The following is a 21,904-nucleotide window of genomic DNA, read 5'->3' as shown; positions in this document are numbered from 1 at the left end:
GGTATGTGTCGTGAGTACGCAGGCATATTACGCCAGCAGCCGGCCTGCTCGCACGCCTTTGGTGTGTTGTCTGTCGGACACCTTACTTAAGAAGCGTGGGCGTCAAACAGCAGAATTTGGTAGGCCGCGAAGATCAATACGAGTATCACGCCGTGCCATCGACGTAATCGATGCGGTTCTCCCGGGTGCCAAATTATAGCGAAGACGCCCAATGTCACGGCGAACATCGCCGGAAAGTCCCGCCAGAGTATCGTGCGTTCGATGGCGCTCGGCGCGATCGCGCCCGCCAGGCCCAGAACACCGAGTATGTTGAACATGTTCGATCCGAGAATGTTGCCGATGGCCATGTCGTCTTCCTGCTTGCGGACAGCGGCGATGGTGGCGGCCAATTCCGGTAGGCTGGTCCCGATGGCCACGATGGACAAGCCGATGACCAGATCACTGACGCCCATCATGGTTGCGAGGTTTGAGGCGCCGGAGACCAGCAAGCGGGAGCCGAGCAGCAGCACGGCGAGGCTAATAACCAGCGTGATGGCGGCGCGATACAGCGATGTGTCATTACTCGCTTCGCTTTCCCCCTCGGCTTGGGCTTCGGAAAGAAAGGGGTCGCTGCGCTCGGTAGTGCGGGCCAGATGGATCAGCCAGTACATGAGTCCCACTAAACCCAGTAACAGTAGGATGCCGTCGATCCGAGCGAATTGCCCGTCGAACAGCAACAGGTAGGCCAGCGCGGTGAAGGTGATCAGTAGTGGGAATTCTCGCCACAGGACACGGGAGTGAACCGTTAACGGAGCCAGTATGGCGGTTGTGCCTAACACCAGGGCGAGATTGGTGATATTCGAGCCGATGGCGTTGCCGATCCCGAGGTAGGGGTGGTTGTCAACAGCCGCGATGGCGGAGACCAGCATCTCTGGTGCCGATGTCCCCAGCCCAACGATCACGACACCGACGATCAGGGTTGATACACCAAGCTTCCGGGCCGTTTTTGCGGCCGCGCCAACGAATTGATCCGCGCCCCAAACCAACAGAATGAAGCCGGCCAAAATCATCAAAAGCTGGGAGATCATGAACGCTGTTTCCAGGTATTTTATTTGATTCGAGGGACGTCGACGCTGGGGTTCGCTCGAATTCATTTCGCGATTTTGCGTCGGGCCGTGACAATCCTATCCTAACGTCTCTCACGACAATACGCTCGAGCATCCAATTTCCGGTATCATTCCCCATTCAAACGCGTGGTCAGGTGCGAATTGCCACGCCCCATGTGACTTTCCCGGGAGAGATGACAGTGCAAGCGGACCAGATCGCGGATCTGATTGCGAAAGGCATTTCCGGTGCGGACGTGCGCGTCCGCGGCGACGACGGCGTTCACTTTGAGGCCGTCGTGGTCAGCCAGACGTTCGACGGCTTGAGTATGATTCGTCGCCACCGGCTGGTCTATGACGTGCTGGGTGAGTTGGTCGGCGGTGAAATTCATGCACTGTCGCTTCAGGCATTTACGCCGGCTGAGTGGTCTGCCCGTGTTCAGGCTTCGCAATAACTCTTGAAGAATCTCTCGGACTGTTCGTGAACAAGCTCATCATTACCGGGCGCAGGCCACTGGAAGGCGAAATTCGTATTTCCGGTGCCAAGAACGCCACCTTGCCCATACTGGCGGCCAGTCTGCTAGCCGACGATGCCGTGACAATCCGCAATGTGCCGCATCTGCATGATGTGACAACCACCATCGAGCTTCTGAGCGGGATGGGTGTCGGCATTACCTTGGCCGACGGTATGGGCGTTGAGGTTGATCCCAGCAGCATTCGCAACTATTACGCGCCCTATGAGTTGGTCAAAACCATGCGCGCCTCGATTCTCGTGCTGGGGCCCTTGGTGAGTCGTTTTGGTCGGGCGGAGGTTTCTCTACCGGGTGGCTGTGCTATCGGTTCGAGGCCGGTTAATCTCCACATTCAGGGTCTTGCCGCCATGGGTGCGGATATCCGGGTCGAGAACGGCTATATCCGAGCTTCCGCCGATCGACTCAAGGGTGCGCGCTTGGTGCTGGATACGGTAACCGTGACCGGAACCGAGAACCTCATGATGGCGGCCGTCTTGGCGGATGGGTGCACGGTGATCGAGAACGCCGCTCGGGAGCCGGAAGTTGTCGATCTGGCGAATTTTTTAATTCAGATGGGCGCGAGAATTCGCGGTGCCGGCACCGACACCATCGAAATCGACGGCGTTGAACGTTTGCACGGGACGGAGTACGAAGTTCTGCCCGATCGGATCGAGAGCGGCACTTACCTCGTGGCCGGTGCGATCACCGGCGGCCATGTGGTCTTGAAGAACACCCGTCCAACGATGTTGGATGCCTTGCTGCAAAAACTGAGCGAGGCGGGGGCCCGCATCGACACCACCGATTCCACTATCGCACTGGATATGCGGGGGCGCCGTCCGCGGGCGGTGGATATTCGCACAGCTCCCTATCCGGCGTTTCCGACCGATATGCAAGCGCAGTTCATGGCTTTAAACACCATTGCAAAAGGAGCCGGCGCTATGACCGAGACAGTGTTTGAAAACCGGTTTATGCACGTGCAGGAGCTTGAGCGGATGGGGGCCGACATTCGTGTCCAGGGCAATGTCGCCGTAGTGCGGGGCGTTCCGAACTTGACCGGGGCCCAGGTGATGGCCACCGACCTTCGCGCGTCGGCGAGCTTGGTTTTGGCTGGGCTCGTGGCAGAGGGCGAGACAGTGGTCGATCGTATCTACCATATCGATCGTGGCTACGAGTGTATCGAAGAAAAGTTGGGGCAGTTGGGTGCGAGAATTCGCCGCGTCCCACGCTGATTGTTGCTTGGGGAATTCATGAAAATCGCGCTATCCAAAGGCCGTATTTTTGAAGAAGCGATTCCCTTGCTCGCCCGAGTGGGAATCGAGCCGCAGGAAGATCCTGCTCGCAGTCGGCGCCTGATTCTAGCAACCAATCACCCGGACGTGACCTTGGTGGTGATTCGTGCCACCGACGTTCCCACCTATGTCGCCTACGGGGCCGCTGACGTTGGGGTGGCCGGCAAGGATGTGCTGATGGAGTACGAAGGCGACGGCCTCTACGAGCCGTTGGATTTAGGGATCGGGCAGTGCCGAATGGTGACCGCTGGTCGGGTCGATGCGCCTACGCCGAAAGGGCGGCTTCGTATTGCGACCAAGTATGTCAATACCACGCGGCGGTTCTTCGCGACGCGTGGTCAGCAAGTGGAAATCATCAAGCTCTACGGTTCCATGGAGTTGGCGCCACTGGTTGGGTTGGCCGACCAGATCGTTGACCTGGTCGACACGGGTAATACGCTTCGGGCCAACGGATTGGTGGAGTTTGAGCGCATCGCCGATATCAGTTCGCGGTTGGTTGTAAACAAAGCGGCTATGAAAGTTAAGCATGCCGAAATCGCTGGTTTCATCAACGACTTGCGGATCGCGCTGGGTGGAGAGATGGCCTTGTCGATGAACGAGGTGCCTGCGAAATGAGCGCTATCCGACGGCTGTGTTCGAGTGAAGCATCATTTCAAGCAGCCTTGGTCGCGCTTTTAGAGACGGCCGACACCGTCGAGACCAATGTGCTGGAAACCGTGCAACGGATCGTGCATCGCGTACGGCTGGAAGGTGATCCGGCACTGGTAGATTTCACCCGACAATTCGATCGGCGCGATATTCAATCGGCTGCTGATCTTGCAGTCGCGCCGGCGCGACTGGAGGCCGCCTTTGCGTCGTTGCCGGCCGATGCGCGGAACGCCCTGGAGCAGGCGGCGGATCGGATTCGGCAATATGCAGAACGTCAGAAACTCGAGTCGTGGTCTTTCACCGACTCGTTTGGCAACGAGTTGGGTCAGCAAATTCGGCCCATGGATCGGGTTGGGGTGTATACGCCTGGCGGGAAAGCGGCTTATCCCTCTTCGGTGTTGATGAATGTGATTCCCGCCAAAGTGGCCGGTGTGGGCGAAGTGGTCATGTGCGTGCCGGCGCCGGACGATGCGCTCAACGAATGGGTGCTGGCAGCCGCTCACTTGGCTGGCGTGGATCGCGTGGTGACCGTCGGTGGCGCACAGGCGATTGCGGCTATGGCCTATGGCACCGACACCGTGCCGCGGGTGGACAAAATCGTCGGGCCGGGCAACGCTTACGTGGCGGCGGCCAAGAAGCTCGTTTTCGGGGCTGTTGGAATCGATATGATCGCCGGGCCGTCGGAAATCGTGGTGGTCAGCGACGGCGAGTCCGACCCGGATTGGGTGGTTATGGATTTGTTCTCCCAAGCCGAGCACGACCAGGATGCCCAGGCCATTCTGATTTCCCCGGACCGAGACTTCCTGGATTTGGTGACGAAGACCATCCAACAGCAACTTCCCAGGCAACCCCGGCGTGAAATTATCGCTGAGTCCTTAGCTCGGCGTGGGGCACTGATTCAGGTTGCCAGCCTGGATGAGGCGTTGGATCTAGTCAATCGGATAGCGCCGGAGCATTTGGAGTTAGCGCTGTCCGAACCGGAAGTTTGGTTGCCGCGGGTTCGACACGCCGGTGCGGTCTTTCTTGGGCGCTATACCGCCGAGGCCATGGGGGATTATTGCGCCGGTCCCAATCACGTGCTCCCGACGTCAGGATCCGCCCGCTTTTTCTCGCCGCTTGGTGTCTATGATTTTCAGAAGCGCAGCAGCGTCATTCGCTGTTCGCCCGAAGGGGGCGCGGAACTCGGTCGGATTGCCGCATGCCTCGCCCGAGGGGAGGGCCTGGAGGCCCATGCTCAATCGGCGGCGCTTAGGATCGTGGGCACGTCGGACGCTTGATCGTGACAGCAGAATATCCCACCCCGGAAAAACTGATTCGGGCAGAGGTTCGCGAGCTCGATGTCTATCATGTGCCCAGCGCGGATGGATTGGTGAAACTGGATGCCATGGAGAACCCTTACGGCTGGCCGCCCGAGTTGGTTCAGGGGTGGTTGGCGGCGATTCGAGATGTCCCGCTCAATCGTTATCCGGACCCAGTGGCGCGCGATCTGTTGCCATTGATGCGGGCCGCCATGGCTGTGCCGGATGGGGCTGAGATACTGCTTGGCAACGGCTCAGACGAGTTGATTCAAATATTAATGACCGCCGTGGCGGGGGCCAGGCGGTCGGTTTTGGCGCCGGAGCCCGGTTTTGTAATGTACCGGCTCATCGCGCGCGCTCTGGGGCTCAATTACGTTGGGGTTCCCCTGCGTTCCGCCGATTTCAGTCTGGATCTCCCGGCCCTGTTGAAGGCGGTTGAGCTACATCGCCCGGCATTAATTTTTCTTGCTTACCCCAACAATCCAACGGGTAATCTGTTCAATGATTCGGACATTGAGCGTATCCTGGAGGCGGCCAGTGGATTGGTCGTCATTGACGAAGCCTATGCCCCGTTCGCGAACGCAACATGGATGCCGCGTTTGGCGCAATATCCGCACTTGTTGATTCTGCGAACATTGTCAAAATTGGGCCTGGCGGGTCTGCGCTTAGGTTTGTTGGTCGGCAGCTCCGAATGGATTCGGGAGATGGACAAGGTCCGCTTGCCCTACAATATCAACGCTTTGACCCAGCGGACGGCGCAGTTTGCGCTTGAACACAACGAGGTCCTGCTAGCCCAAGCAGAGCAGATTCGGGCTGAGCGGGGGCGGTTGTTTGGTGTGCTTGGTGCGCTCAAGGGAGTGACGGCCTATCCGAGTCGTGCGAATTTCATTCTCTTTCGGGTTCATTCGGTCAGCGCTCCGGCGGTCTATGCTCGGCTGTTGGACGACGGCATTCTGATTAAGCAATTGCATGGTGCCCACCCGATGTTGGAGAACTGCCTTCGCGTAACGGTGGGCACGCCGGAAGAAAACCAGCGTTTTCTGGATTCACTGGCTGGGGTGGTCTGATCGCGGAAAGGACGTGCTGAACGAATATCGGCCAATGCTTTTCGCAGGCAAGTAGCCATATCGGGAGGCAAGAGTGTAGAATTGCCGACCCGTGAACCTGGCGGAGTGCCTGAGTACCACCCAAACACGATTCGGCGGTCGTCGGTCGCACGATTCCACAAAGATGGCTTTGGGAGATTCACTGTAATGAGTAATGGGGGTGTCGACACCGGTCGTCGACGTTTCTTGACGGTGGCCACTGGCGCCGTCGGAGGTGTTGGTGCGGCCTTCGGAGCGTATCCTTTTATTGCGGCCATGCAACCCAGCGCTAAAGCAGAAGCCGCGGGTGCACCGGTCGAAATCGATATCAGCAAACTGGAGCCCGGCGCTCGCTTGACCGTTGAGTGGCGCGGCAAGCCCGTGTGGGTTGTGCGTCGGACTCAAGCCATGCTGGATGGGCTGAAAACGCTTGATGGCGAGCTTCGTGATCCGCAATCAGACGAGCCACAGCAGCCTGGCTATGCGCAAAACGAGCACCGTTCGCGGCGCCCTGAGATTCTCGTTCTGATCGGCTTGTGTACCCATCTAGGGTGCTCGCCCACCTATCGGCCCGAACCGGGCGCCAGTGATTTGGGCAGCGATTGGCCAGGTGGTTTCTTCTGTCCGTGTCACGGCTCCCGCTTCGATATGGCCGGCCGGGTTTTTGCGGGCGTTCCGGCGCCCACCAACATGGCGGTGCCGCCTTATATCTTCCTCAGCGACACCCAGTTGCTGGTTGGCGAAGACAGAGGAGCCGCGTGATGCGTGATGTAATGCAGTATGCCCGCGACAAAGCGGCGCAGGGAATGGATTGGGTCGATGCCAGGTTGCCCGTGACCAAGCTCTGGAACGAGCAGGCGGGCGAATACTACGCACCGAAAAATTTCAACTTCTGGTACTATTTCGGCAGTCTGGCGTTGGTCGTTTTGGTCAATCAGTTGCTTACGGGCGTGTGGTTGACGATGAACTACAAACCCAGCGCAGCCGATGCCTTTGCGTCCGTTGAGTACATCATGCGAGATGTCAGCTGGGGCTGGCTGATTCGCTATATGCACAGTACCGGCGCGTCGATGTTCTTCGTCGTGGTTTATCTCCACATGTTCCGCGGCCTAATCTACGGCTCCTATCGAAAACCCCGCGAGCTGGTCTGGTTGTTCGGAATTTTGATCTACCTCGTGTTGATGGGCGAAGCGTTTATGGGATATCTGTTGCCCTGGGGGCAAATGTCCTATTGGGGTGCGCAGGTCATCATCTCCCTGTTTGGTGCGATTCCGTTTGTGGGGGAAGCGCTCGCGCAGTTTATTCGGGGTGATTTTGTGGTGTCCGATGTCACCCTCAACCGCTTCTTTGCGCTACACGTGATAGCGATGCCGCTGGTCTTGGTAGGCTTGGTGGTGGCGCACTTGATGGCCTTGCACGAAGTCGGGTCCAATAATCCCGACGGCGTTGAGATTAAGGCGAACCTGGGTAGTGATGGGCATCCCGTCGACGGTATCACCTTCCATCCGTATTACACCGTGAAGGACTTGTGGGGCGTGGTGGTGTTCCTGGCCCTGGCGTCCGTGATTATCTTCTTCGCGCCCGAGTTCGGCGGTTATTTCCTCGAGCACGCCAACTTCCAGCCGGCTGATCCGCTGCAAACGCCGGAGCATATCGCCCCAGTTTGGTATTTTACACCGTTCTACGCGATTCTTCGGGCGGTTCCGAGCAAGCTGGGCGGCGTCATCGCCATGGGGGGTGCCGTGATGATTATGGCGTTGTTGCCTTGGTTGGATCGTTCTCCTGTGAAGTCGATCCGATATAAGGGGCCGCTGTTCAAGACGGCGCTGGTATTGTTCGTGGTCAGCTTTATCGGCTTGGGCTATTTAGGGATGAATCCACCCAGCCCGACTTACACCATGGCGGCGCGGGTGCTTTCCGTCATCTACTTCGCGTTCTTCCTGTTAATGCCGATTTATTCCAGCCTGGATAAAACCAAACCCGTGCCGGACCGGCTGACATGATTGGGGGCGTGATGAAAAAACTTCTCTGTCTGGTCGTTTTGATCTGCTTGCCCTATGCGGCATGGGCTGCCAGCGAAGGCGTGCCGTTGCAGAAAGCGCAGATCGATATCAACAACGTGCAATCCTTACAGCGCGGCGCACGGCTGTTCCACAATTACTGTCTGAGTTGCCACTCCGCGCAATACATGCGGTATAAGCGGATGGCCGCTGATCTGGAAATTCCGGTTGATTTGGTCAAAGAAAATCTCATGTTCGGACCCGCTAAGATCGGGGATACCATGACGATTGCCATGCCCGCCGCAGACGCCGCCAACTGGTTCGGCAAGGCACCGCCGGATTTGACGCTGACGGCTCGTCAGCGGGGTGCGGATTGGCTTTACACATACCTGACGTCTTTCTATCTGGATCAGTCTTCGCCCACCGGCGCCAACAATTTGGTGTTTAAAGATGTGGGCATGCCCCATGTTTTGTGGGAGTTGCAAGGTTGGCAGGCTTTGGCCGGCGGGCACGATGATCATGCCCAGCCTGTTCAAGGGGAAGAATCGACCCACGGGGAGCCAAGCGAGGAGATGTTTGAGCTCGTGGTTCCAGGTTCGATGACACCGGAAGAATACGATCGGGCCGTATTGGATTTGGTCAACTACATGGCCTACATCGCTGAGCCGATCCAAGCGAAACGACAGCGAGTGGGTATCTTCGTATTGCTGTTCCTCGCGATTTTCGGGGTATTCGCCTATGCCCTGAAACACGAGTATTGGCGGGATGTTCACTGAGAACTATCGCCACAGGATTTTGATTCCGGCGTTCCGTCGCCGGAATCAGCTCATTTTCGTTTCCGAACGGTCGCGGCACAGACCATTGGGCATCTTGGGGGTTCAGCGATGACGGTAGTGCCGAATCGGCGATCGATGATCACTTTATTTTCCAGGCCGGATTGTCCCGATTGTCACCGCGTGAGGTTCGTATTAGCCGAGAAGGGTGTCAGTTACGACGTCGTCAACGTCGAATCGGGGGCCGTACCGGAAGACTTGGCTCATCTGAATCCGTATGGCTCGGTGCCCACCTTGGTTGACCGGGAGTTGGTATTGTATGACTCCCGTATCATAATCGAGTATTTGGACGAACGGTTTCCGCATCCGCCGCTGATGCCGGTCGACCCCGTCTCGCGTGCGCAAATTCGATTGGCGATGTTTCGTATTGAGAAAGACTGGTACGGAAGCGTTGACCAGTTCGAAACAAAATCCGAGAAACAAAGGACCAAGGTTCGAAAGGAACTGCGTGAAAGTCTGATCGCGAGTACACCGGTATTCGCTGCGAAGCCGTATTTCTTGAGCACGGAATTCTCGGTTGCGGATATCAGTATTTGTCCGATTTTGTGGCGCTTGCCTTACTACGAGGTCGAGCTACCCAAGCAAGCGCAACCGATTCTGGACTACGCAGAACGTGTGTTTCGGCGCAGCGGGTTCGTGAATAGCTTGACTGATGCCGAGAAGGACATCCGTCGCTAAGGTGGCGGGACGAGTTCGTGTCTCAGAAAATGACTTCTCAAAAACCCTATCTCATTCGTGGACTCTACGATTGGATCGTTGACAACGGATTAACGCCGCACATACTAGTCGACTGCACTCATCCAAATGTCCAGGTGCCGCAGAGCGGGGTACAAGACGGCAAGATTGTACTCAATCTAAGCCCCGGTGCGGTACGAGCTCTTGAGTTGGGAAACGACGAGTTCTCCTGCCAGGCGCGTTTTTCTGGAGCTCCATTTGATATCCACGTGCCTGCTTCGGCCGTATTGGCTATCTACGCTCGGGAAAATGGCCAGGGAATGATGTTCCGTGAGGAGGATGGAAGCGGAGATGACGGTTCGGATCCCGGCGGAAATCCCCCGGATGGAAGCGGCCAGAAACCTCATCTTTCGGTCGTTAAATAGCGCATCTCCTCCGCCTTTCCTTCATGCTTTGCCGCCGAACAGTCGTTCGTCAATCAAATCGCACAAGCAATGGATGATCAGGATGTGAGTTTCCTGAATCCTGGCGGTGGATTGTCCCGGCACTCTCAGTTCGATGTCATTCGGTTTTAACAGGTCGGCCATCGGTCCACCATCCCGTCCCGTCAATGCCACAACGCTGACACCTTTGTCGTGCGCGGACGAAATCGCCTTGATGACATTGGGCGAGTGTCCGCTGGTCGAAATTGCCAGCAAGATATCTCCTCTTTGGCCCAGCGCCTCGACCTGTTTGGAAAATACTTGTTCGTAGGCGTAATCGTTGGCAATTGAAGTGAGTGTCGAACCGTCCGTGGTCAAAGCGATCGCCGGTAAGGCAGGCCTTTCCCGTTCAAAGCGATTGAGCAGCTCCGCTGAGAAATGCTGTGCATCACCCGCCGATCCCCCATTCCCGCAGCTTAATATCTTGTGGCCGTTGGCCAGGGCGGAGGCCATCATTGCGCCGGCTTCGGCGATTGGGTGGGCCAACGTGCCGAGGGCCTGTTGCTTGGTGGTGATGCTTTCCTGGAACAGCCTGTTGATGCGCTCAATGGCGTTCATGGTCGGGTCTCCTGTCGCAGACGTTAGCTCGGCCTTTCGGTCGCGAATGTAATGACTTGCTTCGGGTCGTTTGTTCCATCTCACGTGGGGTGCGTAGATCACCATGGTGATGCCTCAAAAGCGTCTTTCAGCCATTGGATGTTCCGGCTATCGGTGGCGCCGTTGAAGGCTACGACGTCGAAGCGGATAGGTCGGTCGTAAAAATCTTTGGATGCGTGCAAGAACCGCCGTGTCGCAAGAATAATTCGTTGCTGTTTCCGGTGATCCACCGTTTCGGCTGCGGTACCGTGATGCGTGTTACGACGTTGGCGGACTTCAATCACGACCAAGGTTTGCCCATCGAGCATAATGAGGTCGATCTCGCCGCCTCGACAGCGAAAATTTCGCTCGATGAGACGCAATCCGCGTCGGTTCAGATAGCGTAAGGCGGTATCCTCCGCCTGTTGTCCGCGTTCTTTGGCGGTGCTATTGCTCAGACGATTCCAGATTGCCATGGTTCAAGGTTTGCGGGACCGGAAGGCCTCGGCGAAAAACGGCCCAGTTCAGCTTGCGGTCAATCAGGCCAGTGGGCTGGATGACCAACGTGCCGGTTGCTCCTGGGATCAGATTGGCGAACCCGTCCGGATTGTTCCGTAATCGCGGGACGAGGCGGAACGCATCGTAGCCGAGCGCATATAGCCTGGACTGGCTTTGAAAGCCGGTGGGCCAGGCGTTGGATAGCGCTTGTCTCAGCGGAAAATCGTCGGGAGACAAATTCCACGGCATGTCGGGAAAGATCACCCCGTCGAGATCCCGGTCGGCCTTGGTGTTCGGCCAGCCCGAGTACACGTGAGAGGTGGCGTAGATGGGCAGCGTGCTTGCCCGATGAAAGCGTAACTGAGGTCGAATCAGCCGCCCCTGTCGGGGGAAGGCGGCCATAAACACCATGTCGACGTCCTGTCGTCGTCTGGGCTGAAATTCCGGCGCACGACCGATCAGATTGGTCAGCGCCCGATGTCGCGATTCGCTCTGATCGATCATGAGTAAACGCTTAATGACCGCCGAATGGTCGAACTGATCTTCATCGTACGCCCGGAACCCGACCACCTTGCCACCCAATTCTTCGAATCGGAAAGCGAATGCTGCGAATATGCGCTGTCCCCAAGGATTGCCGGGAACGAGGGCAATGGCGTTTTGGTGACCATCCAGCGCTGCACGCTCGGCCACTTGCCGAGCTTCTTCTTCGGGAGACAATGCAAACTGAAAAAGCGTGGGTTGCCCGCTCGGCGCTTCACCCATCCGGTTCAGCGCCAGCGTGGGCAGCTCGATCGGTCCACCAGCGGCGAGTGATTCGATCGCTTCTTTCGACAGCGGGCCGATGATAAATTCGGCACCGTCGGTTCGGGCCGCTTGATAGCTGGCCGACACGTCATCACTGGTGTCGTAGAAGCTGATGCGCGGTAGGTTCGCCGAATCGCCCTGGGTGGCAGCTCTTTCAAAGTGTGCGGCCAAAAAGCCATCCCTGACCGCTTGTGCAGCTTTGGCGAAGCGGCCCCGGGTGGGAAGCAATACGGCGATGTGTTCGGGATACGATGAGCGTGATCGAAACTCCGCCACAATTTGGTCTACCAGGCTTAAGCTGGCGGGATGCGCTGGATTCGCTGCCCGCCAGGATTCAAGTTTGGCGATATAACCTTGTGGGTCCTGCCAGCGGCTTTGGCCAATGGCGCCGAGTTCCAACCAGGTCCGCTCTGTCTGTGATAATTGGGGCTGCCCCGCTTTCTCGGCCAAGTCGGCGCGGCTCGCCAGCAGAAAATTCCATGTTTCGCGGCGGTTGGTCGCTTGGTCGGCGGGCTCGGTGAGCAAGCCATCACGACGATTCATTGCCACCACCATCGCGGTGGTTTCGTTCTGTGCGGCGTGGGCGCGGGCTAGAACGTGGAGTCTTTTGATTTCGAGTTGATCGGCCAGTGGGGTGGGTAAGCTGGCAAGCCAACTCATGGCTTGGGCGGGACGTCCCTGGGCCAGCAAGGCTTCCGCGAGAAGAATGTTTTGCAGTTGTTGGCTCTCCGCGGGGGCTTCGGCGCTCAAGGGGCCCTGAAGCAGGCGCAAGGCGCGGTCAGGTTGATCTGCCTGGAGCCATAGTTCGGCGGCTTTTAAAACCCACCCGTCCTTTTCAGTAGCGCGCGCGCCCACCAGCAGGGCTTCTAGTTGTTCGGCAGCCCGGCCCGGGTCTTCGATAGCAACGCGCTCGATCTCGACCACGCGAGCATCGGGGCGCTCGCTAACGTCTTCCTGCACGGCAGCGGGCGGGGCGCAGGCGGCCACGGCGAGCAGAATTAACAGTCCGCTGACAAGTCGGAGGATGGCTTGCGAAGTGGAACGCATCAGGTCAGGATTCGGTCGGCGTCGGAAGAATGGAATTGTGCTCGTGCTCATAAGCGGGCTAAGTATCTGCTGAGCTCTGGAGGAGTGTCAATGAATGAGGTGACGGAGTCCACCGCGAAATCAACCTTGTACGTTGTCGCCACTCCCATTGGCAACCTGGGCGATTTGGGTTCGCGGGCGTTGGAGGTTCTGGCGAATGTGCGCTGGATTGCGGCCGAGGACACCCGGCACACCGGTCGAATGTTGCGTCATTTCGGGATCGCGACGCCCACGGTGTCTTTGCATGAGCACAACGAGCGTCAACGGTGTGCGAGGATTTTAGAGCTGTTGGCGAACGGCGATGCCGTGGCGCTGGTCAGTGATGCAGGCACGCCCCTGGTGAGCGATCCCGGCTATCACTTGGTCCGGGAGATCGCCGCAGCCGGGTACGGAGTGATACCGGTCCCCGGCGCATGCGCGGCAATTGCGGCGCTGAGCGTAAGCGGGCTACCGACGGATCGATTTACCTTCGAAGGCTTTCTTCCCGCCCGGGCCGGTCCCCGGCAAGCCCGATTGAAGGCGCTCAGTGATGAATCGAGGACGCTCATTTTTTACGAGACACCCCGGCGTGTGCTGGAGTCGCTCAACGATATGATCGCTGCGTTCGGTCCGGCGCGATCCGCCTATGTGGGGCGGGAGTTGACCAAGCTGCACGAAACGCACTATCGAGGAACGCTCTCAGAGATCATAGGGCGTTTGACCGAGGCGCCGGATCAGCTGAGGGGGGAGTTCGTGGTGTGTGTCCAAGGTGGCGAAGCGGGTCCCTCGCCTTCAACGATTGATGCCGATCGGTTGTTGGAGATGTTGGTTGGCGAGCTGCCGGTGGGCACGATCGCTGCCGTCATGGTCGAAGCGGTCGGTGGGCGCCGGAACGACTGGTACCGCAAAGCGCTGGCGCTGAAAGAAAAACCCTAAGGATTCTGTGTTCTGCGGCGCATTCGTTTTTGTCGACCCTGCCCGGCCGTGGTAAATTGGTTTAGGGAGTCGGCCAGGCAGTCGCTGCGGCAATCGCCGTGGAGGAAAGTCCGGGCTTCGCAGGGCAGAGTGCCAGGTAACCCCTGGGGGGCGCGAGCCTACGGAAAGTGCCACAGAAAATACACCGCCTAAGTGCCGTTCTTCGGCGCCGGTAAGGGTGAAATGGTGCGGTAAGAGCGCACCGCGCTTGCGGTAACGCGGGTGGCAGGGTAAACCCCACTCGAAGCAAGGCCAAATAGGGGAACTTCGGCATATCGCCGAGCGTGTGGCCCGCATGGTGTTCCCGGGTTGGCTGCTTGAGGTGTGCGGTGACGCACATCCCAGATGAATGACTGTCTTCGACAGAACCCGGCTTATCGGCCGACTCCCTCGTCTTTTAGGTTTGATGCGCATTCTTCTTCAGTGCTCGTCCGAGCGATTCGCCTTCACATTTTCCTCGCCCGCCTCAACCCAAAATTAAAGTCGATTTTCAACGCTTTTCTGTAAGCATCTGATTTCGGTTGTGTCTGCGCCGGAGTTGCTTCGCCGCCAATCTGATGTCTCAGCTGTCTCCAGGTAAGTGTTTGTGAATTAAGAATTATTTCTTTGTTCTGCGGCCTCATATTTCCTTGACAGTGGTGTATAGGGGTACCTATAGTGTGCCCAAGTGGTCAATCGTGGTGGATCGTGGGGAAACGGGGTACGTGAGTCAATTGCTTCGAGGTGCCAGTCACGTTGCCATCGACAGTAAAGGTCGAATGGCCATTCCTGCGCGCTATCGCCAGCAGCTGCAGGACTGCGCCGACGGCGCGTTGGTCGCGACCGTAGACCCTGACTATTGCCTGCTGATCTATCCCCAGCCCGAATGGGAAAAAGTTGAACTCAAACTAAAAGACTTGCCCTCGATGGATTCGCGTGCGCGGGTTCTTCAGCGTTTGTACATGGGCTTTGCCACCGACATGGAATTGGATTCCCAGGGTCGTGTGTTGCTCACGCCACCGCTGCGGGAGTTTGCCAAATTGGAGCGCCGCGGTGTGTTGATCGGGCAAGGAAACAAGTTCGAGTTGTGGGATGAGGATCTCTGGAAGCAGAAGCAGGAAGACTGGCTGGCGATGTTGCGAGAAGACGATATGTCCCGCTCGCAGGCGCTCGAATCCTTGTCCATATAAGGGCGGTGATGGGCGAGTTCGGTCACCGTTCAGTTTTGCTTTCGCAGGCTGTCGAGGCGCTTTCGGTTAAGCCGGACGGTATCTACGTAGACGGCACGTTCGGTCGCGGAGGGCATGCCGAAGCGGTGCTCGCAAGGCTCGGGCCTGAAGGCCGCCTTTGGGCGTTCGACCAGGATCCACAAGCGATCGCGGCGGGCCATGAGCGTTTCGTCGGTGAGCCGCGATTGGAGTTGGTCCACGCGAATTTCGATCGGCTGGAGGAAGTCATGAACGGTGCGGGGCTTAAGGGCAGAGTCGACGGCATACTGCTCGACCTTGGCGTCTCCTCGCCGCAGATCGATGAACCCGCCCGTGGTTTTAGCTTTTCCGCTGCCGGCCCGTTGGACATGCGGATGGATCCGACCCGCGGTGTCAGTGCCGCGCAATGGCTTGCGGGGGCCGACGAGGCCGAGATCAGCCAGGTTTTGAGAGACTTGGGTGAAGAGCGCTTTCATCGACGTATTGCGCGGGCCATTGTGGCTGCCCGCGGGGAGCGTCCGATCGAAACGACCGATCGTTTGGCGGAGCTGGTTGCGCAAGCGATTCCGTATCGGGATCGGCATAAACATCCCGCGACGCGGACATTTCAAGCCATTCGGTTGCGGATCAATCATGAGCTCGAGGCGCTTCAAGCGGTGTTGGAGCAGAGTCTCTCCGTCCTGGCTCTCGGCGGTCGACTTGTCGTGGTCAGCTTTCATTCGCTCGAAGACCGGATCGTGAAGCGATTCATGCGCGACCAGGCGCGAGGCGAACGGCTGCCGGCCAAATTGCCGGTAACAGGCGATGCGGCGGCCGGTGCGTTGCGCATCGTGATTCGTCAAATGCGAGCTGACGCTGCCGAGGTGGCTGCGAACCCGCGGGCTCGCAGCGCGGTGCTCAGGGCTGCCGAGCGGGTGGCCTCAAAATGACGCGTGGAATCCTCGGGGTGTTGCTCGCAGTGAGTGTGTTCTGTTCGGCCTTGGGCCTTGCCTATCTGCAATTTGAGAGCAGGGAGTGCTGGACTCGTTGGCAAAAACTGGTCGAGGAGCGCGATGAGTTGGAGGTGGAATGGGGTCGTTTGCAGCTCGAGCTCAGCGCTTGGGCAACGGCAGCGCGGGTAGAGACTTTGGCACGGGATCGTTTGGGGATGATCCATCCGGCGCCTGGTAACACGGTGATCGTTCGCCATGAGTAAGCCTATTCAGCCTCGCGTTTGGCGATTTCGCAGCCGATTGCTTTTCGGGGTGTTGACCCTGGGCGCGCTAACGCTCGGTTGGCGGGCGGTGGATTTGCACGTCTTCGAGAAGGGCTTTTTGTCCGGTCAGGCGCGGGCTCGTCACCAGCGCGTGGTGAGTATTCCCGCCCATCGAGGGATGATCACGGATCGCCACGGCGAACCTCTAGCGGTGAGCACGCCGGTGGATTCTGTTTGGGTCAATCCGCAAGCCTTCCCTGTTGATACGGCATCGATACGGGCGCTCGCGAAGGTGGCGGGCGTCAATCCCAGGCACCTCGAGACCCGCTTGGAGTCTCGTGCGGATCGTGAATTTGTCTATGTGCGGCGCCATATGGTGCCCGAGGACGCCGAACGTGTGAGAGCGCTCGCGCTGCCGGGCGTCTATACCCAGCGCGAGTATCGGCGCTATTACCCCACCGGCGAGGTTACGGCGCATCTGGTGGGTTTTACCGATATCGATGACCGGGGTCAGGAAGGGATGGAGCTGGCCTATGACGAATGGCTGCGTGGTGTGCCCGGTCGGCGGCGGGTGATGCGCGATGGTCGCGGCAACGTGATCGACGACCTGGGGCAGATCGAGGCGCCACGGCCGGGGCAGGCACTGGCCTTAAGTGTCGATCGGCGTTTGCAGTATCTCGCCTATCGCGAACTGAAGGCCGCCATCGCGCATCACCGAGCCAAGTCGGGGTCGGTAGTGGTGTTGGACGTGGCCACCGGCGAGATATTGGCAGCGGCCAATCAGCCGGGATTCAATCCCAACAATCGAACCGGTATGCGCGGAGCGCAATACCGAAATCGCGCGGCGACCGACGTATTTGAGCCCGGCTCGACGATCAAGCCGTTCGTGGTGGCCGCTGCGATGGGGCAAGGCGTATTCCAACCCACGAGCCACGTGGACACGACACCGGGATGGTTCAGCGTGCACGGCGGTACCGTCCGGGACTTGCGCAACTACGGGCGCTTGGACCTCGGTGGTGTGCTGGCCAAGTCGAGCAATGTCGGCGCGAGCAAAATCGCGTTGGCAACGCCTCGGGAAGCGCTCTGGAATACCCTCCGCCAAGTGGGGTTCGGTGGCTTGACCGCAAGCGGATTTCCGGGTGAGCGGGCTGGTCGGCTGCGTCATTTCCACGAGTGGTACACGATTGATCACGCGACTTTGGCTTTCGGTTACGGTGTGTCGGTGACGGCTCTTCAGCTTGCCCAAGCCTATTCGGTGCTCGCAACTGATGGTCAGTTGCGTCCCGTGTCGTTGGTGAAGGTGTCTGGAGACGTCACCGCGGATACGGTCCTGAAACCTTCGGTGGTTCGGGAAGTGAGGCAGATGATGGAGCGGGTGGTCACCGAGGGGACCGCATCGGCGGCGGCGATACCGGCCTATCGGGTGGCCGGCAAGACGGGAACCGCGCGTAAGCCCGGCGTCGGAGGTTATACCGAAGACCGCTATCTGGCCTTGTTTGCCGGGATGGTGCCGGCCAGCCGCCCGCGCTTGGTCGGGGTGGTCGTGATCAACGAGCCGCAGGGCGATCAGTATCACGGCGGCACGGTGGCTGCGCCCGTGTTCTCCCGTGTGATGTCGGGTGCCCTACGTTTGATGGACATTTCCCCGGATGATCTGCCCGAAAACGGCGGATGGGTGATCTCCCCCGGTGATCGGGCGGAGTTGGGGTGATGGCGATGGCGGCGCCTGCGAACTTCGGAGTAAGCCTGCAAACACTCTTGCGGGGTTTGGATGTCGATGTGCCGGAAGTGGATTGCACCGTTACCGGTCTAACCCTGGACAGCTCTCGAGTGCAACCGGGGGATTTGTTTCTCGCTCTCGAGGGTCAGCGGGTTCACGGGCTGGACTATGTCGATGAAGCCCTCTCCCGCGGGGCCATCGCCGTGCTGTATCAGCCGACGATGCGGCGCCCAGCGGGCCCGGTGCGCGACGTTCCCTTCATTCCACTGGCAGATCTCCCTCGTCATGTCAGTGTGATTGCAGCGCGCTTCTTCGGCGAGCCGGCGAGAGATTTGACTGTGATCGGGGTCACTGGCACCAACGGCAAGACCACCTGTAGCCATTTGTTGGCACAGACATTGGCCGATGGCGAACGGGGATGCGGGTTACTTGGAACCTTAGGTTACGGCGTGTTGCCTAATTTGGATGAAGGTGTCCATACGACGCCCGACGCCATTGGTGTGCAATCTTGGCTGGCCCGATTCCGACAGCAACGGCTGCAATTCGTGGCCATGGAAGTCTCCTCCCATGCGCTGGCACAACAGCGCGTAGCAGCTGTGCCCTTTGATACGGCCGTTTTTACGAATCTCAGCCGCGATCATCTGGACTACCACGAGCATATGGACGCTTACTTTCTCGCCAAGCGCCGGTTGTTCGAGCGTGAAGGGCTGCGCATTGCCGTGATTAACGGGCAAGACCCGCGAGCCGGGGACATACGGCAAGTTTTGCCATCAACCTGCCGCTGCGTGTACTTCGGCACCGGGTCCCGGCCGACGCTTCCCAGCGGTGTGGACTATGTGTGGGCGGAGCATGTCGCCCCTTCGAGCATGGGTTTGGACGTCAAGGGCGTGAGCAGTTGGGGTGCTTTCGATCTCCGCGTGCCGTTGGTGGGTCGTTTTAATGCGATGAATGTCGTTGCGGTGCTTGCCGTGTTGCTGACGCAGGATGTGAGTTTGGATCAGGCCCTCGCCCGTCTGGAGGGAGTCGCTCCCGCGCCGGGCCGCATGGAACGGCACGGTGGGGGTGATCGGCCTCAGGTCATTGTGGATTACGCCCATACGCCGGATGCCTTGCGCCAAGCCCTGCAGGCGAGTCGGGATCATACAGCTGGCACACTTCGCTGTGTCTTCGGCTGCGGCGGCGACCGGGACCGAGGTAAACGTGCGGAGATGGGCCGTATCGCCGCCGAGCTGGCGAATGAACTCGTCATTACCGATGACAATCCGCGCAATGAATCGCCAGAACGGATCGTTGCGGACATTTGTGCCGGTGTTGTGGCCGGTTCCCTCGTGGCGGTCGAGCACGACCGGCGCCTTGCTATCCACCGGGCCATCGAAGGATCGGCAGTGGGTGATGTGATTCTCGTGGCCGGAAAAGGCCACGAGAACTATCAGTTGGTGGGTGATCAGCGGATGGAATTCAGCGACGCTGCGGTGGTCGAGGCGGCGCTGCGGGGTTGGCGGCCATGATTGCGGGGCGCTTAACGGAGTTTGCTGGGCCGCTGGAGGCCAATGTGTACGGTGGGGATGCGGAATTCCGCGGTTTGAGCACCGACACCCGGGGCCTAGAGAAGAACAATCTGTTCGTCGCGCTTCAGGGCGAACGTTTCGACGGACACGATTATCTGGCCCAGGCGGAAGCGGCTGGAGCCGGGGCCGTGATGGTTCACCGAGAGGTGACGACCCGCCTGCCGGGTCTTCGCGTTGCCGACACGCGCCTTGGCTTGGGCGTTTTGGCGCGTACTTGGCGAGAACGATTCTCGGTCCCGGTGGTCGGCGTGACGGGCAGTAATGGCAAGACCACGGTCAAAGAAATGGTGGCGGCTATCTTGCTCCGCCGCGGGCCGGCGCTGGTGACACAAGGGAATCTCAACAACGAGATCGGCGTACCGCTGACCCTGGTGCGTTTGGGCGGTGAGCACTGGGCGGCGGTGGTGGAAATGGGCGCCAGCGGGCCGGGCGAGATTGCCTATCTCACGTCGCTGGTGATTCCCAACGTCGGCATTTTGACCAATGCGGGTCCCGCGCATTTGGAGGGCTTCGGTTCCCTGCGTGGTGTCGCACAGGCCAAGGGAGAGCTGTTTTCTTCGCTTCCGGCGGACGGGGTGGCGGTCATTAACGCCGACGATGCGTTTGCGCCGCTGTGGCGCCGCATGGCCGGATCCCGGACTCAATTTTGCTTCGGGTTCGATTCGGCGGCTGAGTTTCACGCTGAACCGGACTCCATTTCGCTCGTTCACAAAGACGGTGAATGGGGCACCCGCTTTCGGATGCGCACACCCGGAGGACAAGGATGGGTGGAGCTTTGCGCCGCGGGTGTTCACAACGTACGCAATGCATTGGCAGCGGCGGCGGCTGCCACAGCGGTCGGGCTGGACTGGGACGACATCGTGGTTGGCCTGTCTGAGTTCCGGGGTGTGGGCGGCCGGGCCAGGATGGTCGAGGGCGCTGGCGGGCTTCGGCTGGTAGACGACAGTTACAACGCCAATCCCGCTTCGTTTCAGTCCGCCATCGAGACGCTCGTGCAACTCCCCGGTCCCCACTGGGTTGTGCTGGGTGAGATGGCCGAATTGGGTGCGGACAGTCAGGCGCTCCACGAGGCCGTCGGCCGGTCGGCACGTGCGGCCGGTGTGACCCGCCTTTATGCGATCGGCGGCGATCTGGCACAGGCTGCGGCGTCGGCCTTTGGCGAGGGTGGTCGTGCGTTCGCCAACCAGGACAACGCTGTGGCGGTGATTCAGGGCGATTTGGATCAACTGGCGGGTGGGCCGTCTCCCTGCTGTTTGGTGAAGGGGTCCCGCAGCGCGGGCATGGATCGTGTCGTTAAGGCATTGCGAGCAGGAGCGTCTTCGTGCTCTACCATCTGACTCAATATCTGGTTCAATACGACACCGCATTCCATGCCTTCAGCTATATCAGCTTGCGGGGGATTATGGGTGTGTTGACGGCTTTGCTGATCAGCCTGCTGGTGGGGCCAACTCTCATTCGACGGTTGAATTTTCACCAGATTGGTCAGCAGATCCGGGAAGACGGCCCGCAGAGTCATTTTTCCAAAGCGGGTACCCCCACCATGGGTGGCGCCTTGATTCTGGTCGCCATCGCTTTCAGCACCTTGCTGTGGTCGGACCTCACGAATCGCTACGTCTGGGTGGTGCTCGTGACTACCCTGTTGTTTGGTTTGGTCGGCGGCATCGATGACTACCTGAAGCTTTCCCGCGGCAACTCCAAGGGCCTGTCGGCGCGGCAAAAGTACTTTTGGCAATCGGTCATCGGTTTTGCGGCTGCCGTCATTTTGTTCGCCAGCGCGACCGATCCGGTGGAAACCACCTTGATTGTGCCGTTTTTCAAAGACGTTGCCCTGCCGCTGGGATGGCTGTTCGTGCCCTTTGTCTATTTCGTCATTGTCGGGTCCAGCAATGCCGTCAATTTGACCGATGGCCTTGATGGGCTCGCCATCATGCCCACCGTTTTGGTCGCCGGCGGTTTGGGGGTGTTCGCGTATGTCGCGGGGCACGCCAAATTCGCGGCCTATCTCGCCGTGCCGCATGTTTCCGGTGCCGGGGAGATTCTGATCTTTAGCGGTGCCATCGCGGGTGCGGGCTTGGGTTTTTTGTGGTTCAACACTTATCCCGCGATGGTGTTTATGGGCGATGTGGGCGCGCTGGCCTTGGGCGCGGCATTGGGTGTGGTCTCCGTGGTTGTCCGGCAAGAGTTGGTCTTGCTGATCATGGGTGGGGTTTTCGTGGTGGAAACCGTGTCGGTCATGTTGCAGGTGTTGTCGTTTCGTTTGACCGGCCGGCGCATTTTTCGCATGGCCCCCATACACCATCACTTTGAATTGAAAGGGTGGCCCGAGCCACGGGTGATTGTCCGGTTCTGGATTATCACCGTGATTCTGGTTTTGATTGGCTTGGCGACATTGAAGTTGCGGTGAGCCATGGC

The 21,904-nt window shown here is 59.0% G+C and carries 22 protein-coding genes and 1 other RNA gene; 19 read left to right on the top strand and 4 right to left on the bottom strand.

Going from position 1 to position 21,904, the window contains the following annotated elements; translation table 11 throughout:
* Positions 1-86 precede the first annotated feature (86 nt).
* Complete coding sequence (locus SVU69_08730; protein MDY6943085.1) at positions 87-1,067, bottom strand: calcium/sodium antiporter; 981 nt, start codon at positions 1,065-1,067, stop codon at positions 87-89.
* A 218-nt stretch (positions 1,068-1,285) separates the two neighbouring features.
* Between SVU69_08730 and SVU69_08725 the strand changes: the two genes are divergently transcribed.
* From SVU69_08725 to SVU69_08680, 10 genes are all read left to right on the top strand, one after another.
* Complete coding sequence (locus SVU69_08725; protein ID MDY6943084.1) at positions 1,286-1,537, top strand: BolA/IbaG family iron-sulfur metabolism protein; 252 nt, start codon at positions 1,286-1,288, stop codon at positions 1,535-1,537.
* A 26-nt stretch (positions 1,538-1,563) separates the two neighbouring features.
* Positions 1,564-2,823, top strand: coding sequence for a UDP-N-acetylglucosamine 1-carboxyvinyltransferase (murA, locus tag SVU69_08720; GenBank protein ID MDY6943083.1), 1,260 nt, complete (start codon positions 1,564-1,566; stop codon positions 2,821-2,823).
* An 18-nt stretch (positions 2,824-2,841) separates the two neighbouring features.
* Entirely contained in the window at positions 2,842-3,498 is a 657-nt protein-coding gene (gene hisG / locus SVU69_08715) for an ATP phosphoribosyltransferase (GenBank protein MDY6943082.1), read from the top strand.
* A complete protein-coding gene (gene hisD / locus SVU69_08710; GenBank protein ID MDY6943081.1) occupies positions 3,495-4,808 on the top strand; it encodes a histidinol dehydrogenase in 1,314 nt (437 codons plus the stop codon). Before hisG ends, hisD begins: the two co-directional genes overlap by 4 nt.
* Positions 4,809-4,810: 2 nt before the next feature.
* Entirely contained in the window at positions 4,811-5,896 is a 1,086-nt protein-coding gene (gene hisC / locus SVU69_08705; protein MDY6943080.1) for a histidinol-phosphate transaminase, read from the top strand.
* Between the two features lie 186 nt (positions 5,897-6,082).
* Entirely contained in the window at positions 6,083-6,676 is a 594-nt protein-coding gene (gene petA / locus SVU69_08700; GenBank protein MDY6943079.1) for a ubiquinol-cytochrome c reductase iron-sulfur subunit, read from the top strand.
* Positions 6,676-7,917: a cytochrome bc complex cytochrome b subunit gene (locus SVU69_08695; protein MDY6943078.1), complete on the top strand. Its 1,242-nt coding sequence runs from the start codon at positions 6,676-6,678 to the stop codon at positions 7,915-7,917. The genes petA and SVU69_08695 overlap by 1 nt, the downstream gene beginning before the upstream one ends.
* A gap of 11 nt (positions 7,918-7,928) precedes the next feature.
* Positions 7,929-8,690, top strand: a complete 762-nt coding sequence (locus SVU69_08690) for a cytochrome c1 (protein MDY6943077.1) — start codon at positions 7,929-7,931, stop codon at positions 8,688-8,690.
* Positions 8,691-8,798: 108 nt separating this feature from the next.
* Positions 8,799-9,425, top strand: coding sequence for a glutathione S-transferase N-terminal domain-containing protein (locus tag SVU69_08685; GenBank protein MDY6943076.1), 627 nt, complete (start codon positions 8,799-8,801; stop codon positions 9,423-9,425).
* Between the two features lie 17 nt (positions 9,426-9,442).
* Positions 9,443-9,847: a ClpXP protease specificity-enhancing factor gene (locus tag SVU69_08680; GenBank protein MDY6943075.1), complete on the top strand. Its 405-nt coding sequence runs from the start codon at positions 9,443-9,445 to the stop codon at positions 9,845-9,847.
* A 21-nt stretch (positions 9,848-9,868) separates the two neighbouring features.
* Here SVU69_08680 and SVU69_08675 read toward each other — a convergent pair whose 3' ends face one another.
* From SVU69_08675 to SVU69_08665, 3 genes are all read right to left on the bottom strand, one after another.
* Complete coding sequence (locus SVU69_08675; GenBank protein MDY6943074.1) at positions 9,869-10,462, bottom strand: phosphoheptose isomerase; 594 nt, start codon at positions 10,460-10,462, stop codon at positions 9,869-9,871.
* Positions 10,463-10,560: 98 nt separating this feature from the next.
* A complete protein-coding gene (locus tag SVU69_08670; GenBank protein MDY6943073.1) occupies positions 10,561-10,956 on the bottom strand; it encodes a YraN family protein in 396 nt (131 codons plus the stop codon).
* On the bottom strand, positions 10,928-12,829 hold the full coding sequence (locus SVU69_08665; GenBank protein ID MDY6943072.1) for a penicillin-binding protein activator: 1,902 nt from the start codon (positions 12,827-12,829) through the stop codon (positions 10,928-10,930). Before SVU69_08665 ends, SVU69_08670 begins: the two co-directional genes overlap by 29 nt.
* Before the next feature lie 90 nt (positions 12,830-12,919).
* Here SVU69_08665 and rsmI point away from each other — a divergent pair, with 90 nt between their 5' ends.
* The 9 genes from rsmI to mraY all read left to right on the top strand — a co-directional run bounded on the left by rsmI (position 12,920) and on the right by mraY (position 21,896).
* The gene (gene rsmI, locus SVU69_08660) at positions 12,920-13,783 is read left to right on the top strand and encodes a 16S rRNA (cytidine(1402)-2'-O)-methyltransferase (GenBank protein ID MDY6943071.1); all 864 of its coding nucleotides are present in this window, start codon (positions 12,920-12,922) and stop codon (positions 13,781-13,783) included.
* Positions 13,784-13,848: 65 nt separating this feature from the next.
* An RNA gene (gene rnpB, locus SVU69_08655) (RNase P RNA component class A) lies at positions 13,849-14,215 on the top strand.
* Between the two features lie 320 nt (positions 14,216-14,535).
* Positions 14,536-14,991 (top strand): division/cell wall cluster transcriptional repressor MraZ, encoded by a 456-nt coding sequence (mraZ, locus tag SVU69_08650; protein MDY6943070.1) that lies wholly within the window; start codon positions 14,536-14,538, stop codon positions 14,989-14,991.
* Between the two features lie 8 nt (positions 14,992-14,999).
* On the top strand, positions 15,000-15,938 hold the full coding sequence (gene rsmH, locus SVU69_08645; protein ID MDY6943069.1) for a 16S rRNA (cytosine(1402)-N(4))-methyltransferase RsmH: 939 nt from the start codon (positions 15,000-15,002) through the stop codon (positions 15,936-15,938).
* Positions 15,935-16,204 carry a cell division protein FtsL gene (ftsL, locus tag SVU69_08640; protein ID MDY6943068.1) on the top strand — a complete coding sequence of 90 codons (270 nt, stop codon included), beginning with the start codon at positions 15,935-15,937 and terminating at the stop codon, positions 16,202-16,204. The genes rsmH and ftsL overlap by 4 nt, the downstream gene beginning before the upstream one ends.
* Positions 16,197-17,915 carry a penicillin-binding transpeptidase domain-containing protein gene (locus SVU69_08635; protein MDY6943067.1) on the top strand — a complete coding sequence of 573 codons (1,719 nt, stop codon included), beginning with the start codon at positions 16,197-16,199 and terminating at the stop codon, positions 17,913-17,915. The genes ftsL and SVU69_08635 overlap by 8 nt, the downstream gene beginning before the upstream one ends.
* Entirely contained in the window at positions 17,915-19,432 is a 1,518-nt protein-coding gene (locus tag SVU69_08630) for a UDP-N-acetylmuramoyl-L-alanyl-D-glutamate--2,6-diaminopimelate ligase (protein MDY6943066.1), read from the top strand. The genes SVU69_08635 and SVU69_08630 overlap by 1 nt, the downstream gene beginning before the upstream one ends.
* Positions 19,429-20,829: a UDP-N-acetylmuramoyl-tripeptide--D-alanyl-D-alanine ligase gene (murF, locus tag SVU69_08625; protein ID MDY6943065.1), complete on the top strand. Its 1,401-nt coding sequence runs from the start codon at positions 19,429-19,431 to the stop codon at positions 20,827-20,829. The genes SVU69_08630 and murF overlap by 4 nt, the downstream gene beginning before the upstream one ends.
* The gene (gene mraY, locus SVU69_08620) at positions 20,814-21,896 is read left to right on the top strand and encodes a phospho-N-acetylmuramoyl-pentapeptide-transferase (GenBank protein MDY6943064.1); all 1,083 of its coding nucleotides are present in this window, start codon (positions 20,814-20,816) and stop codon (positions 21,894-21,896) included. Before murF ends, mraY begins: the two co-directional genes overlap by 16 nt.
* Positions 21,897-21,904 lie beyond the last annotated feature (8 nt).

The organism is Pseudomonadota bacterium (assembly GCA_034189865.1).
Classification (GTDB): domain Bacteria; phylum Pseudomonadota; class Gammaproteobacteria; order UBA5335; family UBA5335; genus JAXHTV01.
Note: the sequence above shows the minus strand (reverse complement) of the source record. Positions and strands in the feature narration are given on the sequence as shown.

Bases quoted from the DNA above. Each gene is read 5' to 3' on its own strand.
- SVU69_08695 (MDY6943078.1), top strand. From the start codon at position 6,676: ATGCGTGATGTAATGCAGTATGCCCGCGACAAAGCGGCGCAGGGAATG.
- SVU69_08690 (MDY6943077.1), top strand. From the start codon at position 7,929: ATGAAAAAACTTCTCTGTCTGGTCGTTTTGATCTGCTTGCCCTATGCG.
- SVU69_08635 (MDY6943067.1), top strand. From the start codon at position 16,197: ATGAGTAAGCCTATTCAGCCTCGCGTTTGGCGATTTCGCAGCCGATTG.
- SVU69_08630 (MDY6943066.1), top strand. From the start codon at position 17,915: ATGGCGATGGCGGCGCCTGCGAACTTCGGAGTAAGCCTGCAAACACTC.
- SVU69_08670 (MDY6943073.1), bottom strand. From the start codon at position 10,956: ATGGCAATCTGGAATCGTCTGAGCAATAGCACCGCCAAAGAACGCGGA.
- murF (MDY6943065.1), top strand. From the start codon at position 19,429: ATGATTGCGGGGCGCTTAACGGAGTTTGCTGGGCCGCTGGAGGCCAAT.
- SVU69_08675 (MDY6943074.1), bottom strand. From the start codon at position 10,462: ATGAACGCCATTGAGCGCATCAACAGGCTGTTCCAGGAAAGCATCACC.
- petA (MDY6943079.1), top strand. From the start codon at position 6,083: ATGAGTAATGGGGGTGTCGACACCGGTCGTCGACGTTTCTTGACGGTG.
- rsmH (MDY6943069.1), top strand. From the start codon at position 15,000: ATGGGCGAGTTCGGTCACCGTTCAGTTTTGCTTTCGCAGGCTGTCGAG.
- SVU69_08730 (MDY6943085.1), bottom strand. From the start codon at position 1,067: ATGATCTCCCAGCTTTTGATGATTTTGGCCGGCTTCATTCTGTTGGTT.
- hisG (MDY6943082.1), top strand. From the start codon at position 2,842: ATGAAAATCGCGCTATCCAAAGGCCGTATTTTTGAAGAAGCGATTCCC.
- hisD (MDY6943081.1), top strand. From the start codon at position 3,495: ATGAGCGCTATCCGACGGCTGTGTTCGAGTGAAGCATCATTTCAAGCA.
- ftsL (MDY6943068.1), top strand. From the start codon at position 15,935: ATGACGCGTGGAATCCTCGGGGTGTTGCTCGCAGTGAGTGTGTTCTGT.
- SVU69_08685 (MDY6943076.1), top strand. From the start codon at position 8,799: ATGACGGTAGTGCCGAATCGGCGATCGATGATCACTTTATTTTCCAGG.
- SVU69_08665 (MDY6943072.1), bottom strand. From the start codon at position 12,829: ATGCGTTCCACTTCGCAAGCCATCCTCCGACTTGTCAGCGGACTGTTA.
- rsmI (MDY6943071.1), top strand. From the start codon at position 12,920: ATGAATGAGGTGACGGAGTCCACCGCGAAATCAACCTTGTACGTTGTC.